Source organism: Pseudomonas sp. p99-361 (assembly GCF_003935475.1).
GTDB lineage: Bacteria > Pseudomonadota > Gammaproteobacteria > Pseudomonadales > Pseudomonadaceae > Aquipseudomonas > Aquipseudomonas juntendi.
Map to the genome: position 1 here is coordinate 93,439 of NZ_RHQO01000005.1, position 16,345 is coordinate 109,783.

Consider the following 16,345-nt stretch of genomic DNA (forward strand, 5'->3'; position numbering starts at 1 on the left):
CGTTTTGGGTGGCGGTGTGGGGGGGGGGCCCCGGCCCGGCGGCGGGCGGCGCGGGGGGGGGCCGCTGCAGGCGCGGCATCGACAACGGCCAGGGCAGCTCGGCGAGTACCCACAGGCCTTGCTTGCGCGCCTCTTGGGCCAGGTCGAAACGCTGCGGCGCAGGCTGGCCGACGAACAACAGGGCACGGGCCTGTGTCAGCCGTGCGAGCAGGGCACGGCCGGCCCTGGTTGGCATGGCATGGTCGAGAATCAGCAGGTCTGGGCGGCGTTCGGCGCCAAGGCGGGCATCCAGTTCAGCGGTGGTCGCGCTGATGCGCACAGCGAACACGCCTTGGGCGTTGAGGGCCTGGTGCAGCAGGATCTGGTGCGATGGGCGTGCCTGATGAATCAACACGACGGTCTGGTGCATGAGCCGCTCCTGATGGGAGGACCGGCTAATTTAGGCGCTGGTGAATGCCGCCTGAATAGGATGATTCTGATTAAGCTGCGGGAACTGGCTATACCGCGTCAGCTGAAGCCAACGCGGTTGCCTGCAGGAGCGGCCTTGTATCGCGACGGGGCTGCGCAGCAGCCCCAGGCACACCCATTACAATGGCTTGCCGCGGTTGCCATGCTGGCTGACAAAGCCCTGTACCGCTTTCAGGTCATTGGCCAGCACCGTGCAACGCTCCTCACGGCTGAACAGGTCGCTGAGGTGCGCCGGCAGCTCGAGTGCCTTGCCCACACCGGCCTTTTCTACCGCTTCAGGGAACTTGACCGGGTGCGCGGTACCCAGCACCACCATCGGCGTGTCCAGGTTGCGGCGGCACTCACGGGCGGCCTTGACGCCGATCGCGGTGTGCGGGTCGAGGACCTCGCCAGTGGCGGCGAACACCTCGGCGATGGTCTCGCAAGTCTGCTCGTCGCTGACGGCCAACGAATCGAACAGCTTGCGGGCTTCGGTCCAGCGGTCCTGCTCGACGCTGAAGCCGCCACCCTGCTTGAAGTTGGCCATCAGTTCGGCAATTGCGCCACCGTTGCGGCCGTGCAGGTCGAACAGCAGGCGCTCGAAGTTGGACGACACCATGATGTCCATCGACGGCGACAAGGTGGCGTGCAGGGTTTCCTTGACGTACTGGTTGCCGCTCATGAAGCGGTGCAGGATGTCGTTGCGGTTGGTGGCCACGATCAGCTGGCTGACCGGCAGGCCCATGTTGCGCGCCAGGTAGCCGGCAAAAATGTCGCCAAAGTTGCCGGTCGGCACCGAGAACGCCACGGAACGCGACGGCCCACCCAACTGCAGGGCGGCATGGAAGTAGTAGACGATCTGGGCCATGATGCGCGCCCAGTTGATCGAGTTCACGGCCACCAGGCGGGTGCCCTTGAGGAACGACTGGTCGGCGAAGCTGGCCTTGACCATTTCCTGGCAATCGTCGAAGTTGCCTTCGATGGCGATGTTGTGGATGTTGTCACCGAAAATGGTGGTCATCTGCCGGCGCTGTACTTCCGACACGCGCTGGTGCGGGTGCAGAATGAAGATGTCGACGTTGTCGCAACGGCGGCAGCCTTCGATGGCCGCGGAGCCGGTGTCACCACTGGTGGCGCCGATGATCACCACGCGCTCGTTGCGCTTGGCCAGCACGTGGTCGAGCAGGCGCCCGAGCAGTTGCAAGGCAAAGTCCTTGAACGCCAGGGTTGGGCCGTGGAACAGCTCGAGTACCCATTCGTTGCTGTTCAGCTGGCGCAGCGGGGCCACCGCTGCGTGGGCGAACTCGCCGTAGGTTTCTTCGAGGATCTTCTTGAAGTCGGCGTCGGCGATGCTGCCTTCAACGAACGGGCGCATGACCCTGAAGGCCAGTTCGTGGTACGGCAGGCCGGCCCACGAAGCGATTTCTTCCTGGGTGAAACGTGGCAGGTTTTCCGGCACATACAGGCCGCCGTCACTGGCCAGGCCAGCCAGCAGCACGTCTTCGAAATTCAGGGCCGGTGCCTGGCCGCGGGTACTGATATAGCGCATGGGTGCAAACCTTTGATTTGAGCGGCAAGCTGCGAGCGGCAAGCTACAAGAAAAGCCGACTGGCCTTGCTCTTGTGCTCCGCATCTCGCTGTTCCCGCGAATTTACTCTGTTCGAAGCCTCAAAACTGCACTGCCTTCACTTGCAGCTTGCAGCTTGAGGCTTGCCGCTTAGTTGAGCTGCTCGACGCGAATGCGCACAACCTTGCCGACCACGTCCTGCAGGGCTTCCAAGGCGACGATGGCATCATTGATGCGCTGCTCGACCACGCCGTGGGTGACCAGGATCATCGGTACCAGGCCGTCCTGTTCCTCGGCTTCCTTCTGCATGATCGACTCGATGTTGATACCACGCTCGGAAAGGATGCTGGCCACCTGGGCCAGCACGCCTGGGTGATCCTTGGCCTGGATACGCAGGTAGTAGGCGCTCTCGCAGGCTTCGATCGGCAGGATCGGGTGGGCCGACAGCGAATCGGGCTGGAAGGCCAGGTGCGGTACGCGGTTTTCCGGGTCGGAGGTCATGGCACGGACCACGTCGACCAGGTCGCCAACCACCGACGAGGCGGTTGGCTCCATGCCGGCACCGGCACCGTAGTACAGGGTCGAACCGGCGGCGTCACCGTTGACCATCACGGCGTTCATCACGCCGTTGACGTTGGCGATCAGGCGGTCGGCGGGGATCAAGGTCGGGTGCACGCGCAACTCGATGCCTTCCGCGGTGCGCCGGGCCACGCCCAGGTGCTTGATGCGGTAGCCGAGGGCCTCGGCGTAGTTCACGTCAGCGGTGGTCAGCTGGGTGATGCCTTCGGTATAGGCCTTGTCGAACTGCAGCGGAATGCCGAACGCGATGGAGGCGAGGATGGTCAGCTTGTGCGCAGCATCGATCCCTTCGACGTCGAAGGTAGGGTCGGCTTCGGCGTAGCCCAGCGCCTGGGCTTCGGCCAGCACATCGGGGAAGGCCCGGCCCTTCTCGCGCATTTCGGTGAGGATGAAGTTGCCGGTACCGTTGATGATGCCGGCCAGCCAGTTGATGCGGTTGGCTGACAGGCCTTCACGAATGGCCTTGATCACCGGAATGCCGCCGGCCACGGCCGCTTCGAAGGCGACGATCACGCCTTTTTCGCGGGCCTTGGCAAAGATTTCGTTGCCGTGCACGGCGATCAGCGCCTTGTTGGCGGTGACCACGTGCTTGCCGTTCTCGATGGCCTTGAGCACCAGGTCGCGGGCGATGGTGTAGCCGCCGATCAGCTCGATGACGATGTCGATCTCGGGGTTGCTCGCAACGTCGAACACATCAGCGGTAATGGGGGTACCGGTAATCTGGCAGTTCGGGTTCTGCGAGCGCATGGCGATCTGTGCCACTTCAATACCGCGCCCGGCACGACGGGCAATCTCCTCGGCGTTGCGCTGAAGTACATTGAAGGTTCCGCCACCGACGGTCCCCAACCCACAGATGCCTACTTTGACCGGTTTCACTGTGAACTCCCCATTGAACGGCCGGCACCTTGCCGACCGTGAAACATGCCGTCACCCCATGACGACGGCGTACTGAATTGGATTACTTGGCCAGCGCCAGCTTGGCGACCTGTGGCGCCGGCTGGTAGCCCGGAATGACCTGGCCGCTTTCCAGCACGATGGCCGGCGTGCCGTTGACACCGATCGACTGGCCCAGCTGGAACTGCTTGCCGACCGGGTTGGCGCACTTGGCCGCCTTGATTTCCTCGCCTTCGACCATTTTGTCCATCGCCGCGCGGCGGTCGCTGGAGCACCACACCGCCTGCAATTGCTGGTCACCCGGCGAACCGAGGCCCTGGCGCGGGAAGGCGACATAGCGCACTTCGATACCGCGGCGGTTCAGTTCAGGCACTTCGGCGTGCAGCTTGTGGCAGTACGGGCAGGTGGTGTCGGTAAAGACGGTGATATGCGACTTGGTTTCGCCCTTGGCAGGATAAACCACCATCTCGGCGGCTGGAATGCCGTTGATAAGCTTGGCCACGCCTTGGCGTTCGGTTTTTTCGGTAAGGTTGACCGGCTTGCCGTTCTGGATCTGGAACAGATAACCCTGCATCACGAACTGGCCATCGGCGCTGGCGTAGAGCACCCGGCCGCCCTGCAGCTTGACTTCGTACAGGCCGTTCAGCGGGCTGCTGGCCACGCTTTCCACGGGTACTTCCAGCTCGAGGTTTTGCAGTGATTTACGGATGGCCTGCTCGGCACCGGTATTGCTGTCGGTTGCCGCGGCAAGCGCAAAGGTACTGGCCAGCGCCAACGCGGCGGCGGCGAAAAACTGGGTCACGCGCATGGGAACTCCTGAAGGCGGACAGGGACCGGAGGGCGCCACCGGCGAAAAAGAGCGGTGAGCGTGCGGCCCTTGGTGCAAACCGCCCAAGCCTACCACATCACGCTGCTGGTGAAGGGCCTGGCAAGGACCGGTCGGCGGAACATGAAAAACATTCATCCACGCGGGTGGTGCTGGGCGTGCAACTGTTGCAGGCGAGCCTTGGCCACATGGGTGTAGATCTGCGTGGTCGACAGGTCGCTGTGGCCCAGCAGCATCTGCACCACGCGCAGGTCGGCGCCATGGTTGAGCAAATGGGTGGCAAAGGCATGGCGCAGCGTATGCGGGGACAGCGGCTTGTCGATACCGGCCACGCGGGCATGGTGCTTGATGCGGTGCCAGAAGGTCTGGCGGGTCATCTGCTCGCCGCGAAGGCTGGGGAACAGTACATCACTGGGGCGGCCATTGAGCAGTTCGGCACGGCCACTGCGCAGGTAGCGCTCCAGCCATACCACGGCTTCTTCGCCCATGGGAACCAGGCGCTCTTTGCTGCCTTTGCCCATGACCCGCAGCACGCCCTGGCGCAGGTTGACCTGGTCGAGGGCCAGGCTGACCAGTTCGGTGACGCGCAGACCACAGGCGTACAGCACTTCGAGCATGGCGCGATCACGCTGGCCGATGGCCTCGCCCAGGTCCGGGGCCTGCAGCAGGGCTTCGACGTCCGCTTCGGACAGCGACTTGGGTAAAGGCTTGCCCAGTTGCGGCATGTCGACCTGCAAGGTCGGGTCGATGGCCACCAGCTTTTCCCGCAACAGGTAACGGAAGAAGCCGCGCAGGCCGGAGATGAAACGTGCCGTGGAACGCGGCTTGTAGCCCTGCTCCAGGCGCCAGGCCAGGTGGTCGAGGATCAGGTCGCGGCCAGCGTCGGGCAGCGCCACGGAGCGCTCATGCAGCCAGCCGTTGAACAGGGCCAGGTCACTGCGGTAGGACACGCGGGTGTTGTCGGACAGGCCTTTCTCAAGCCACAGGGCGTCGAGGAACTGGTCGATCAGGGGGTGGTCTAGGGCGGGCATTCAGGGCTGCTGGGTGTTGGAGATGGGGCTAGTGTTTCACAGCAGCCTGGGGGTTGTCTGTACCGGCCTCTTCGCGGGCACGCCCGCTCCCACAGGGCCTGCACAGGCTTTGAATGCTTTGCATGGCTTGTAGAAGCGAGCGCGCCGGCGAAAGGGCCAGTGCAGAAGAACTCAGGCCTGGGGCAAAACCGGCACCGGGCGCTTGTCCTCGTCGATGGCGACAAAGCTGAACACCCCATGGATTGCACGCTCACGGCCGTCCAGGTACATGTTTTCTACGAACACATCCACTTGCACCTGCAAACTGGTGTTGCCGACCTTGATCACCGTGCCCACCAACTCGACGATCGAGCCCGCCGGGATCGGGTGCTTGAAGTCGATGCGGTCGGTGGACACGGTCACCAGCGGCAGGCGGCAGAAGCGCGTGGCAGCGATGAACGACACCTCGTCCATCCAGGCCAGCGCAGTACCGCCGAACAGGGTGTTGTGGTGGTTGGTGGTGTTGGGGAACACCGCCTTGGTCACGCGGGTAACCGACAGTTCGGTGCGGCGCTGAATTTCCTGGTCTCGGGTAGTCATCGCAATTCGATCTTCTGAAGGTTGAAAAAGCAAAAAAGCAGCCCGAAGGCTGCTTTTCTCTCGCTAGGCGGCCTCGGCCACCGGGCAAACTGTACTCAGGACAGTTTTTCCTTGATGCGAGCGGCTTTGCCGGACAGGTCGCGCAGGTAGTACAGCTTGGCTTTACGCACGTCACCACGACGTTTCACGGCCAGGCTGTCGATTTGCGGGCTGTAGGTCTGGAAGGTACGCTCTACGCCAACGCCGCTGGAGATCTTGCGCACGGTGAAGGCGCTGTTCAGACCGCGGTTACGCTTGGCGATAACGACGCCTTCGAACGCCTGCAGACGGGAACGCTCACCTTCCTTCACTTTAACCTGAACGACAACGGTGTCGCCTGGTGCGAAGGTCGGGATTTCCTTGCTCATCTGCTCGGCTTCGAGCTGCTGGATGATCTTGTTGGTCATGCTGTGCTCCTAAGATGGATACGCGATCCACCATCGATACGTTTAACTATCGTCCCGCTCGCGGAGATATTCCTCGAGCAGCTTCTTCTCTTCTCCAGAAAGCGAGCGACTTTCCAGAAGATCGGCGCGTCGTTCGAAGGTCCTACCAAGGGACTGCTTCATCCTCCAACGCCGGATGTGTGCATGGTTGCCACTTAGCAACACGTCGGGAACACGCTGATCCGCATACACCTCAGGCCGGGTGTAGTGCGGGCAATCAAGCAGACCGTCGGTAAAGGAATCCTCTTCCGCCGAGTCCACATGCCCTAAAGCTCCGGGCAGCAGCCGCGTAACCGCATCGATCAGTACCATGGCCGGCAGCTCGCCACCGGAAAGCACATAGTCACCAATCGACCACTCCTCATCGACATGAGCCTCGATAAAGCGCTCGTCGATGCCCTCATAACGACCGGCGATCAGGATCAACGACTCCTGTTCGGCCAGGCCTTTGACCGCTTGCTGAGTCAGCTTGCGGCCTTGTGGCGAAAGGTAGATCACCTTCGCCGCAGCTCCGGTTGCCTGCCTGGCGCTAACCAGTGCATCTTCCAGAGGCTTGATTTTCATCACCATGCCCGGACCACCGCCAAACGGCCGATCATCTACCGTGTGGTGACGATCTGTGGTGTAGTCCCGCGGGTTCCAGCAAGTCACCTGAAGCAACCCTTGTTTCACCGCGCGGCTGGTAATGCCGTACTCCGTGATGGCCGAGAACATCTCGGGGAACAACGTGATGACATCTACGCGAAGGTTACCCATCGTTTAGAAATCCGCGTCCCACTCAACCCGCATCGTGCCTGCTTCCAGGTCGATTGCCAGCACGCATTGCTCCGTATAGGGCAACAGCCGCTCGCGATCATCCAGGCTGCCCGCACAGGGCTTGACCACCATTACATCGTTCGCGCCAGTCTCCAACAGGTGATCGACCTTGCCGAACAGGTGTTCGTCCTGGTTGATGACCTTCAGACCCACCAACTGATACCAGTAGTACTCGTCGGCAGCCAGGTTGGGCAAAAGGCTCCGCGCAATGCAGATTTCGTAACCGCTCAGAAGCCGGGCTTCATCACGATCATCGAGGCCTTTCAGTTTCACGACCAGGCCCTTTTGGGAGCCACGACCGCTGACCAGCTCGACCTGCTTTACCTTGCCTTCGTGCCGAAGCGTCCAGCGCGGATAATCCAACAGGTTTTCAATCGGATCGGTAAAGGAATACACCTTCACCTCGCCGCGAACGCCGTGAACCGAAAAAATCTTGCCAACGACGATGAGGTCGTCAGCCTTTTCTGGCGTCGCGTTCATACGTTTCAGGCAGCGGCCTTGGCAGCGTCCTTCAGCAGCTGAGCAACGCGCTCAGACGGCTGTGCGCCCTGGCTCAGCCAGTAGGTGACGCGCTCCTGGTTGACCGACAGCTTGACTTCGGCGCCCGATGCGATCGGGTTGAAGAAGCCAACGCGCTCAACGAAACGGCCGTCACGGGCGTTACGCGAGTTGGTCACGGTCAGGTGGTAGAATGGGCGCTTTTTCGAGCCGCCACGGGCCAGACGAATGGTTACCATGTGAACATCGTTCCTATAGTCGGTGTTGCAGTTTTTACTGCAAATCTGAATGCCAAATAGGCACACGGGTGCCCAAAAGGCCGCATATTCTCGGGGAATACACGGACATTTGCAAATGACTTTTTCGGCAAGGCACCGCCCCGCCGTCCAGATTTGCCGGTTGCGCCGCGAAATTCGCGGCCGTTGCCCCGCCATGGCGGGGGTTCTGGGTGCCTGCCCGACGAAAGGCAGGCACCCGGAATACGTGTTACAGCTTGGGCATGCCGCCGCCCGGGAGCATACCGCCCAGGCCGCGCATCATCTTGGCCATGCCGCCCTTGGCAGAGAACTTCTTCATCATCTTCTGCATCTGCTTGTGCTGCTTGATCAGCCGGCCGATGTCCTGCACCTGGGTACCGGAACCCAGGGCGATACGGCGCTTGCGCGAACCGCTGATCAGGTCAGGGTCGCGGCGCTCGGCCGGGGTCATGGAGTTGATGATCGCTTCCATCTGCTTGAACTGCTTCTCGGCCGCGCCCTGGGCGTTGCCCATCTGCGACAGGTTGACCCCGCCGATGCTCGGCAGCTTGTCCATCAGGCCACCCAGGCCGCCCATGTTCTTCATTTGCTGCAGCTGGTCGCGGAAGTCTTCGAGGTCGAAGCCCTTGCCCTTCTTCAGCTTCTTGGCGAGCTTGTCGGCCTTGGCCTTGTCGATGGTCTGCTCGGCCTGCTCGATCAGGCTGAGTACATCGCCCATGCCCAGGATGCGCGAGGCCACACGGTCGGGGTGGAACGGCTCGAGGGCCTCGGTTTTTTCACCCATACCGATGAACTTGATCGGCTTGCCGGTAATGGCACGCACCGACAGCGCAGCACCGCCACGGGCGTCACCGTCGACCTTGGTCAATACCACGCCGGTCAGCGGCAGCGCCTCGCCAAAGGCCTTGGCGGTGTTGGCGGCGTCCTGGCCGGTCATGGCGTCGACCACGAACAGGGTTTCGATCGGCTTGACCGCAGCGTGCAGCGCCTTGATCTCGGCCATCATGTCGGCATCGATGTGCAGGCGGCCGGCGGTGTCGACGATGACCACGTCGATGAACTTGAGCTTGGCTTCGCGGATGGCCGCTTCGGCAATGGCCACCGGCTTCTGGCTGATGTCGGACGGGAAGAAGGTGACACCGATGTCGTTGGCCAGGGTTTCCAGCTGCTTGATCGCCGCCGGGCGATAGACGTCGGCGGACACCACCATCACGCTCTTTTTCTTGCGCTCCTTGAGGAAGCGCGCCAGCTTGCCAGCGGTGGTGGTCTTGCCGGCGCCCTGCAAGCCGGCCATCAGTACCACGGCAGGCGGGGCGGCATTGAGCGCCAGGTCTTCGTTGGCCGCGCCCATGAGGCTTTCGAGCTCGGCCTGCACGATCTTGACGAACGCTTGGCCCGGGGTGAGGCTGCGCGACACTTCGGTGCCGACCGCACGGTCCTTGACGCTGTTGACGAAATCCTTGACCACCGGCAGGGCGACGTCGGCCTCGAGCAGGGCCATGCGCACTTCGCGCAGCGTGTCCTTGATGTTGTCTTCAGTCAGCTTGGCCTTGCCGGTGACGTGGCGCAGCGTCTGTGACAGGCGGTCGGTCAGGTTTTCGAACATGGTGATCCTTTCAGGCCCAGTAAAGCCGAGGTTTGTCAGGCGCCTGCAGGGAAAAGCATACCCGCCAGGCACAGCAAGGCGGCGATTATAGCGAAGTGCGGCGGCGGCGCCCACCTTGGCTTCCGAGCGGCAAGCGGCAAGCGGCAAGCGGCAAGCTACAAGCTACAAGCTACAAGCTACAAGCTACAAGCTACAAGCTACAAGCAAGAGCCGATGCGCGGGATGGCTGCTTTTTCTTGAAGCTTGCCGCTTGAAGCTTGAAGCTTGAAGCTTGCCGCTTAAAGCCCCCCGCTTCAGGCTTGCAGCTTCCAGCTTGCAGCTCACTATGCCAAACTCCGTCTCTTTAAGGCTCGCCAATCAGGACTTATGTTCTCCTCACCCAGCCTCATCCCCAACCTGATCGCCGCCGGCCTTTATGTAGCAGCGGCCATCTACCAGGGCTCATACCTCGCCCAGGGCCGCAAGGCCGACAAGCGCCTGCTCGGCCTGCTCGGTGCCGTTGCGGTGCTGGCCCAGGCCGGCGCACTGTTCTTCCAGTTGATCACCCCACTGGGCCTGAGCCTGGACTTCTTCAGCGCAGCCAGCCTGATCGCCGTGGCAGTGATTGCCCTGACCCTGCTCGCCTGCCTGCGCATACCGGTGGAAAACCTGCTGGTGCTGCTGTTCCCGCTGGGCGCGGTAACGGCCTTGCTGGCGCAGTTCGCGCCACCCGGCACGGTGCCACTGATCGACGAGGAGCCGGGCATTCTTGCGCACATCCTGTTGTCGATCCTGGCCTATGGGCTGTTCACCATTGCCGTGTTCCAGTCGCTGCTGCTGCTGCTGCAGGACCGCCAGCTGAAGAACAAGCACCCGTCCGGGCTGATCCGCAACTTCCCGCCGCTGCAAACCATGGAAAGCCTGTTGTTCGGCTTCCTCTGGGCCGGCTGGTGCCTGCTGTCGCTGTCGCTGATCTCCGGCTGGCTGTTCCTCGAAAACCTGTTCGCCCAGCACCTGGTGCACAAAACCTTGCTGGCCTGCGTTGCCTGGGTCGTATTCAGCGTGCTGCTGTGGGGGCGAACCCGCCTGGGTTGGCGCGGCCACAAGGCCATTCGCTGGACGCTGGCCGGTTTCTGCCTGCTGATGCTGGCCTATTTCGGCAGCAAGCTGGTTCGCGAATTCATTCTGCATATCTGACGGCCACCCATGGACACCCTGCCGTACGCACCGCTACTGGTCACGCTGGCATTGGCGCTGCTCTGGGCAGCGCTGTTCACTGCTGTGGACGTTGCGCGCCTGCAACTGGCTGGCGCGCTACGCAGTGGCGATGATGGCCAGCCAGCGTTGCCCGCCCAGGCGCTGGTGCTGTGCGCCAGCCTCGGCAAACTGCTGGTCCTGGGCCTGGCGTGCCTGGTCGGGCAGCGCTACGACGGCGAACACGGCTTCTGGCTGGCCGGGCTGGCCGCTGCCGCGGCCTTGCTGGTGTTTGCCGAGTTCCTGCCGCGGCGCCTGGCGCGGCGCAACCCGCAAGCACTGGCCAGCCTGGGCGTAAGCCTGCTGAAAGCGCCGCTCACGCTGCTGCAGCCGTTCGCCTGCCTGCTCGACGGTTGCGCCAAACTGATCTTGCGCCCATTTCGCGCGCAACCAGCGGCAGTGCCCCTGCACCCGCAGGAAGATGACGACCCGGATGAAGACGAGCGCCACGAAGCGCCCCGCCACGGCCTGCTCGACGGCCTGCAGGCGCTGGACAAGGTCACCGTCAACGACATCCTGGTGCCGCGCAGCGAAGTGGACGGCATCAACCTCGACGAGCCGATCGAGCGCATCATCGAACAGCTGATTGTCAGCCGCCACACCCGCCTGCCGGTGTACCACAACGACATCAACCAGGTGGAGGCGATCCTCAACACCAAGCTGATCAGCCATTTGCTGCCCAAGGCCGAGTTGACCCTGGAGGCGCTGCACGGGGCCTGCTACGAGCCGTATTTCGTGCCCGAAAGCACACCGCTGCAAATGCAACTGCTGAACTTCCACAAACAGCAACGGCGCCTGGGTGTGGTGGTGGACGAGTATGGCGAAGTGCTGGGTATCGTCACCCTGGAAGACATTCTCGAAGAAATCGTCGGCGAGTTCGAAGACGAACAGAGCCTGGAAAACCCGCACGTGCATCCGCAGCCCGATGGCACATTCGTCATCGATGGCACTGCCTCGCTGCGTGAAATCAACCGCAGCCTGGGCTGGCACCTGCCCTGCGACGGTGGGCCGAAAACCCTGAACGGCCTGGTGACCGAAGCACTGGAAAGCATTCCCGAAAGTGCCGTTTGCCTGAAGATCGGCCGCTATCGCCTGGAGATCCTCGAAACCGAGGACAATTGTGCCAGCAAGGTACTGGTGTGGACCCTGGCGCGCTAGCTATACTCGCCCCACGCTTACCCAGCCCCGCCGCCACGCCTGCTACCCGCACCCGGCGTTTCACGGCCAGTCCGCCCCACTGACACGCCCCGCGGTCCTGCTTCCACACCCTGAACAGTGCCCGCCCCCGCCCCTATCCCCCTTGGGCTATCGTCAGTCGGGCGCACACAACAACAAAACGCTCCGGCGCCCGCGCCGCCGTGCCTGCCTTTGCAGCGCACCCGTCGTGGACCAAGCCCACGGAGCCGGACCAGACTGTTAGGGACCTACTTAATGACAAGCAGCACCTATGCCCAAGCCCCTGGGGCGCCGGTCAACTCGCCCGCGCGGGTAGCCACTGCCAGTTTCATTGGCACCGCCATCGAGTTCTACGACTTCTACGTTTACGCCACGGCTGCCGCCCTGGTCATCGGGCCGGTGTTTTTCCCCTCCGGCTCGGGCACCGCACAGATGCTGGCGGCCTTCCTGACCTTTGGCATTGCCTTTCTTGCCCGGCCGCTGGGCTCGGCACTGTTCGGCCATTTTGGCGACCGCATCGGCCGCAAATCGACCCTGGTCGCCTCGCTGCTGCTGATGGGTGTGTCTACCACGGCCATCGGCGTGCTGCCGGGCTACGACAGCATCGGTGTATGGGCACCGATCATCCTTTGCCTGCTGCGCTTTGGCCAAGGCCTGGGCTTGGGCGGCGAATGGGGCGGCGCTGCGCTGCTGGCCACTGAAAACGCCCCGGAGGGCAAGCGCGCCTGGTTCGGCATGTTCCCGCAATTGGGGCCATCGATCGGCTTCCTGGCGGCCAACGGCCTGTTCTTGACCTTGGCCCTGACTCTGAGCGACGAGCAGTTCCGTGAGTGGGGCTGGCGTATCCCGTTCCTGCTCAGCGCCGCCCTGGTGCTGGTAGGCCTGTATGTGCGCCTGAAGCTGGAGGAAAGCCCCGTGTTCGCCAAGGCTGTTGCCCGCCATGAGCGGGTGAAAATGCCGGTGGTCGACCTGTTCGCCAGGCACTGGCGCCCTACCCTGCTGGGCGCTGCCGCCATGGTGGTGTGCTATGCGCTGTTCTATATCTCCACCGTGTTCTCGCTGAGCTACGGTGTGACCACGCTGGGGTACAGCCGGGAGACGTTCCTCGGCCTGCTGTGCTTTGCAGTGGTATTCATGGCGCTGGCGACGCCGCTGTCGGCCTGGCTCAGCGACCGCTACGGGCGCAAGCCGGTGCTGATCGTCGGCGGCCTGCTGGCGGTGGCGTCGGGCTTTACCATGGAGCCTTTGCTGACCTCGGGCTCTACCGCCGGCGTGGCACTGTTCCTGGCCATCGAGCTGTTCCTGATGGGGGTGACCTTTGCACCGATGGGGGCTTTGCTACCGGAGCTGTTCCCAACCCATGTGCGATACACCGGCGCTTCGGCGGCGTATAACCTGGGTGGGATTGTCGGCGCCTCGGCGGCCCCGTTCTTCGCCCAGAAGCTGGTGAGCATGGGCGGTTTGAGCTGGGTGGGGGGCTACGTGTCGGCAGCCGCAGTGATCAGCTTGATCGCTGTGCTGTGCCTGAAAGAGACCCGCAATACTCAGCTGTGAGTCTCAAGCTGCAAGCTACAAGCTACAAGCTACAAGCTACAAGCTACAAGCTACAAGCTACAAGCTACAAGCTACAAGCTGCAAGCTACAAGCGATGCGCATTCTCTTGCAGCTTGAAGCTTGAAGCTTGAAGCTTAGAACTCGACCTTGACCGCCTGCGAAGCGCGGGTCGCCTTGGCCCGCGCCGCTTCAACCGACTCGTCGCGCGCCAGGCACACACCCATGCGGCGGGTACCGTTGATTTCCGGCTTGCCGAACAGGCGGATGGCAGTATCCGGCTCGCTCAAGGCTGCACCCAGGTTGGCGAAGCTGGTCTGCTGCGACTGCCCCTGCGGCAAGATCACCGCCGAGGCCGAAGGGCCGAACTGGCGCACCACCGGGATCGGCAGCCCGAGAATGGCGCGGGCGTGCAGGGCGAACTGCGACAGGTCCTGGGAAATCAGGGTCACAAGGCCGGTGTCATGCGGGCGCGGCGAGACTTCGCTGAACCACACCTGGTCGCCTTTCACGAACAGTTCCACGCCAAACAGGCCCCGGCCACCCAGCGCATCGGTGACCGCCTTGGCCACACGTTGCGACTCGGCCAGCGCTTTCTCGCTCATGGCCTGGGGCTGCCAGGACTCCTGGTAGTCACCCTTCTCCTGGCGGTGGCCGACCGGTTCGAGGAAGGTGGTGCCACCCACATGACGCACGGTCAGCAGGGTGATTTCGTAGTCGAAGTCGATGAAGCCCTCGACGATCACCCGGCCCTTGCCGGCGCGGCCGCCTTCCTGGGCATAGTCCCAGGCCTTCTGCAGGTCGGCGTCGCTGCGCAGCAGGCTCTGGCCCTTGCCCGACGAGCTCATGACCGGCTTGACCACGCATGGGTAGCCTACATCGGCCACGCCCTTGGCGAAGTCTTCGTAGGTGTCGGCGAAATGGTACGGCGAAGTGGGCAGCTCCAGCTCTTCGGCGGCCAGGCGGCGGATACCTTCGCGGTTCATGGTCAGCTGGGTCGCGCGGGCGGTGGGCACCACGTTGAAGCCTCCGTTTTCCAGCTCGACCAGGGTGGCGGTGGCGATGGCTTCGATTTCCGGAACGATGTAGTGCGGCTTCTCGGCCTCGATCACGGCACGCAAGGCCACGCCATCGAGCATGTTGACCACGTGGCTGCGGTGCGCAACCTGCATGGCCGGGGCATTGGCATAGCGGTCGACGGCGATCACTTCGACGCCCAGGCGCTGCAGCTCGATCACCACTTCCTTGCCCAGCTCGCCACAGCCGCACAGCAATACACGGGTCGCAGTAGGCGACAAGGGGGTTCCGATACGGGTCATTTCAGGTCCTCGAAGGCATCCGGGGCCGCACCCGGCTTGGCGCGACCCGCTGAAAAAGGACCGCTATTCTACACCATCAGCTGGCCGCAGCAGCCCGCCGGGCGCGAAATGCCATGGCCAGCCACACCGCGGTGACACCGGTGAACTTGGAGGCCATGGCCGTGCCGACCACCGCCGGGGCCAAGGCACCGATCATGCCGAAGAAGATGAAGGTGTCCACCGGAATGCTCAACGCCGAACTCAACCACAGGCGGTCACGCAGCGGCCGCCGGGTGACGCTGAACACCAGCCAGTCGATCAGTTCGGAAATGAAGAACGCGGTGGCGCTGGCCAGGGCGATGGCCGGCTCCGAGGTCACATACGACAGCACCAGCGCCACCAGCATGGCGACCAGGGCGCCGTGGCCGAAGCGGGTTTGCACCATGTCGCGCAGGATGAACACCAGGCCGCCCCAGGCAGACCAGATGACGTCCAGGTGCGGGGCACTGGAAAAGGCGTAGTTGATCAGCACTACGCTGCTGATATAGGCAAGCAGATAGAACATGGCGGGTAATCTGTGGGCAAGCGGTACAGATTACCGTCGAGCCGTTCGCGGGTAAACCCGCTCCTAAAGATGATCCGTAACCCTCCAGGCTCATGCTGTACCTGTAGGAGCGGGCGTGCCCGCGAACACCGGCGGAGCCGGTGCCATGTACCGCGGTGGCGGTTTCGCGGGCATGCCCGCTCCCACAGGGCTCTGCATCAGACTAGAGGACGAGGCCAGCCTCTACTGCCCGTTCATGGCAACGCTTGAGCACCGCGCGGCGCTCGTCATTGTCCATCCGCCCCCAGCGGCCGATCTCGGCCACGCTGCGCTGGCAGCCGGTGCAGATGTCCTGCTCGTCCAGCGCACAGATGCTCACGCAGGGCGAAGCCACCGGCCGTTCCACAACATTACTCATCGTCAATTACCAACTCCCGCGCATAACGCCGGGCATTGTGCACGTAATGGGCGGCGCTGGCTTCCAGCAGGCGCTTCTGCTGCTCGGTCAGCTCGCGCACCACCTTGCCCGGCGACCCCATCACCAGCGAACCGTCAGGAATTTCCTTGCCTTCGGGAATCAGCGCGTTGGCGCCGATGATGCAATGCTTGCCAATACGCACGCCATTGAGGATCACCGCATTGATGCCCACCAGGCTGTAGTCACCGACCGTGCAGCCATGCAGCATGGCATTGTGACCGACGGTCACGCCCTTGCCCAAGGTCAGCGGCGACCCCATGTCGGTGTGCATCACCGTGCCGTCCTGCACGTTGCTGTCTTCGCCGATGTCGATCAGCTCGTTGTCGCCGCGCAGCACTGCGCCAAACCACACACTGGCATTGGCTTGCAGGCGCACGTTGCCGATCAGCGTGGCGTTAGGCGCTGCCCAACTGGTGGGGTGGCTCTCGACCCGCAGGTCGCCCAGGCGGTACTTCATGCTTGCTCCTCAGGCTGGAACGC

18 protein-coding genes are annotated in these 16,345 nt (G+C 63.1%); 3 read left to right on the forward strand and 15 right to left on the reverse strand.

Annotated features, from left to right (window positions below):
- The 11 genes from EGJ22_RS26250 to ffh all read right to left on the reverse strand — a co-directional run.
- A partial coding sequence (locus EGJ22_RS26250; RefSeq protein WP_148100463.1) for a response regulator transcription factor occupies positions 1-409 on the reverse strand: 409 nt, incomplete at its 3' end.
- 177 nt (positions 410-586) lie between these two features.
- Positions 587-1,996, reverse strand: coding sequence for a threonine synthase (thrC, locus tag EGJ22_RS04195; protein WP_009683448.1), 1,410 nt, complete (start codon positions 1,994-1,996; stop codon positions 587-589).
- A gap of 168 nt (positions 1,997-2,164) precedes the next feature.
- Positions 2,165-3,469, reverse strand: coding sequence for a homoserine dehydrogenase (locus tag EGJ22_RS04200; protein WP_009683447.1), 1,305 nt, complete (start codon positions 3,467-3,469; stop codon positions 2,165-2,167).
- Positions 3,470-3,551: 82 nt separating this feature from the next.
- The gene (locus EGJ22_RS04205) at positions 3,552-4,295 is read right to left on the reverse strand and encodes a DsbC family protein (RefSeq protein ID WP_009683446.1); all 744 of its coding nucleotides are present in this window, start codon (positions 4,293-4,295) and stop codon (positions 3,552-3,554) included.
- Positions 4,296-4,447: 152 nt separating this feature from the next.
- Positions 4,448-5,344 carry a site-specific tyrosine recombinase XerD gene (gene xerD / locus EGJ22_RS04210; protein WP_009683445.1) on the reverse strand — a complete coding sequence of 299 codons (897 nt, stop codon included), beginning with the start codon at positions 5,342-5,344 and terminating at the stop codon, positions 4,448-4,450.
- Between the two features lie 171 nt (positions 5,345-5,515).
- On the reverse strand, positions 5,516-5,923 hold the full coding sequence (locus EGJ22_RS04215; RefSeq protein ID WP_009683444.1) for an acyl-CoA thioesterase: 408 nt from the start codon (positions 5,921-5,923) through the stop codon (positions 5,516-5,518).
- A 95-nt stretch (positions 5,924-6,018) separates the two neighbouring features.
- Positions 6,019-6,369: a 50S ribosomal protein L19 gene (gene rplS, locus EGJ22_RS04220; protein ID WP_003252148.1), complete on the reverse strand. Its 351-nt coding sequence runs from the start codon at positions 6,367-6,369 to the stop codon at positions 6,019-6,021.
- Between the two features lie 42 nt (positions 6,370-6,411).
- Entirely contained in the window at positions 6,412-7,164 is a 753-nt protein-coding gene (gene trmD / locus EGJ22_RS04225; RefSeq protein WP_003252146.1) for a tRNA (guanosine(37)-N1)-methyltransferase TrmD, read from the reverse strand.
- A 3-nt stretch (positions 7,165-7,167) separates the two neighbouring features.
- Positions 7,168-7,704 carry a ribosome maturation factor RimM gene (gene rimM, locus EGJ22_RS04230; RefSeq protein ID WP_009683442.1) on the reverse strand — a complete coding sequence of 179 codons (537 nt, stop codon included), beginning with the start codon at positions 7,702-7,704 and terminating at the stop codon, positions 7,168-7,170.
- A gap of 5 nt (positions 7,705-7,709) precedes the next feature.
- A complete protein-coding gene (gene rpsP / locus EGJ22_RS04235) occupies positions 7,710-7,961 on the reverse strand; it encodes a 30S ribosomal protein S16 (protein WP_008094480.1) in 252 nt (83 codons plus the stop codon).
- Between the two features lie 247 nt (positions 7,962-8,208).
- Entirely contained in the window at positions 8,209-9,585 is a 1,377-nt protein-coding gene (gene ffh, locus EGJ22_RS04240) for a signal recognition particle protein (RefSeq protein ID WP_009683441.1), read from the reverse strand.
- Positions 9,586-9,951: 366 nt separating this feature from the next.
- Here ffh and EGJ22_RS04245 point away from each other — a divergent pair, with 366 nt between their 5' ends.
- The 3 genes from EGJ22_RS04245 to EGJ22_RS04255 all read left to right on the forward strand — a co-directional run bounded on the left by EGJ22_RS04245 (position 9,952) and on the right by EGJ22_RS04255 (position 13,548).
- Positions 9,952-10,761: an inner membrane protein YpjD gene (locus tag EGJ22_RS04245; protein ID WP_125920141.1), complete on the forward strand. Its 810-nt coding sequence runs from the start codon at positions 9,952-9,954 to the stop codon at positions 10,759-10,761.
- A 9-nt stretch (positions 10,762-10,770) separates the two neighbouring features.
- On the forward strand, positions 10,771-11,976 hold the full coding sequence (locus EGJ22_RS04250; protein WP_009683439.1) for a transporter associated domain-containing protein: 1,206 nt from the start codon (positions 10,771-10,773) through the stop codon (positions 11,974-11,976).
- A gap of 273 nt (positions 11,977-12,249) precedes the next feature.
- The gene (locus EGJ22_RS04255; RefSeq protein WP_125920142.1) at positions 12,250-13,548 is read left to right on the forward strand and encodes an MFS transporter; all 1,299 of its coding nucleotides are present in this window, start codon (positions 12,250-12,252) and stop codon (positions 13,546-13,548) included.
- Between the two features lie 134 nt (positions 13,549-13,682).
- On the opposite strand, the gene purT is transcribed toward EGJ22_RS04255, so the two are convergent.
- From purT to EGJ22_RS04280, 4 genes are all read right to left on the reverse strand, one after another.
- Positions 13,683-14,864, reverse strand: coding sequence for a formate-dependent phosphoribosylglycinamide formyltransferase (purT, locus tag EGJ22_RS04260; protein ID WP_125920143.1), 1,182 nt, complete (start codon positions 14,862-14,864; stop codon positions 13,683-13,685).
- Between the two features lie 76 nt (positions 14,865-14,940).
- The gene (locus EGJ22_RS04265) at positions 14,941-15,408 is read right to left on the reverse strand and encodes a VUT family protein (RefSeq protein ID WP_047150237.1); all 468 of its coding nucleotides are present in this window, start codon (positions 15,406-15,408) and stop codon (positions 14,941-14,943) included.
- Positions 15,409-15,610: 202 nt separating this feature from the next.
- Positions 15,611-15,805 (reverse strand): DUF1289 domain-containing protein, encoded by a 195-nt coding sequence (locus EGJ22_RS04275; protein WP_029885507.1) that lies wholly within the window; start codon positions 15,803-15,805, stop codon positions 15,611-15,613.
- Complete coding sequence (locus EGJ22_RS04280; RefSeq protein ID WP_009683434.1) at positions 15,798-16,322, reverse strand: gamma carbonic anhydrase family protein; 525 nt, start codon at positions 16,320-16,322, stop codon at positions 15,798-15,800. The genes EGJ22_RS04275 and EGJ22_RS04280 overlap by 8 nt, the downstream gene beginning before the upstream one ends.
- Positions 16,323-16,345 lie beyond the last annotated feature (23 nt).

Coding starts and splice junctions, on each gene's coding strand:
- EGJ22_RS04280 (WP_009683434.1), bottom strand. CDS start 16,322: ATGAAGTACCGCCTGGGCGACCTGCGGGTCGAGAGCCACCCCACCAGT.
- xerD (WP_009683445.1), bottom strand. CDS start 5,344: ATGCCCGCCCTAGACCACCCCCTGATCGACCAGTTCCTCGACGCCCTG.
- rpsP (WP_008094480.1), bottom strand. CDS start 7,961: ATGGTAACCATTCGTCTGGCCCGTGGCGGCTCGAAAAAGCGCCCATTC.
- EGJ22_RS04250 (WP_009683439.1), top strand. CDS start 10,771: ATGGACACCCTGCCGTACGCACCGCTACTGGTCACGCTGGCATTGGCG.
- EGJ22_RS04275 (WP_029885507.1), bottom strand. CDS start 15,805: ATGAGTAATGTTGTGGAACGGCCGGTGGCTTCGCCCTGCGTGAGCATC.
- rplS (WP_003252148.1), bottom strand. CDS start 6,369: ATGACCAACAAGATCATCCAGCAGCTCGAAGCCGAGCAGATGAGCAAG.
- ffh (WP_009683441.1), bottom strand. CDS start 9,585: ATGTTCGAAAACCTGACCGACCGCCTGTCACAGACGCTGCGCCACGTC.
- rimM (WP_009683442.1), bottom strand. CDS start 7,704: ATGAACGCGACGCCAGAAAAGGCTGACGACCTCATCGTCGTTGGCAAG.
- EGJ22_RS04265 (WP_047150237.1), bottom strand. CDS start 15,408: ATGTTCTATCTGCTTGCCTATATCAGCAGCGTAGTGCTGATCAACTAC.
- EGJ22_RS04245 (WP_125920141.1), top strand. CDS start 9,952: ATGTTCTCCTCACCCAGCCTCATCCCCAACCTGATCGCCGCCGGCCTT.
- thrC (WP_009683448.1), bottom strand. CDS start 1,996: ATGCGCTATATCAGTACCCGCGGCCAGGCACCGGCCCTGAATTTCGAA.
- purT (WP_125920143.1), bottom strand. CDS start 14,864: ATGACCCGTATCGGAACCCCCTTGTCGCCTACTGCGACCCGTGTATTG.
- EGJ22_RS04255 (WP_125920142.1), top strand. CDS start 12,250: ATGACAAGCAGCACCTATGCCCAAGCCCCTGGGGCGCCGGTCAACTCG.
- trmD (WP_003252146.1), bottom strand. CDS start 7,164: ATGGGTAACCTTCGCGTAGATGTCATCACGTTGTTCCCCGAGATGTTC.
- EGJ22_RS04215 (WP_009683444.1), bottom strand. CDS start 5,923: ATGACTACCCGAGACCAGGAAATTCAGCGCCGCACCGAACTGTCGGTT.
- EGJ22_RS04205 (WP_009683446.1), bottom strand. CDS start 4,295: ATGCGCGTGACCCAGTTTTTCGCCGCCGCCGCGTTGGCGCTGGCCAGT.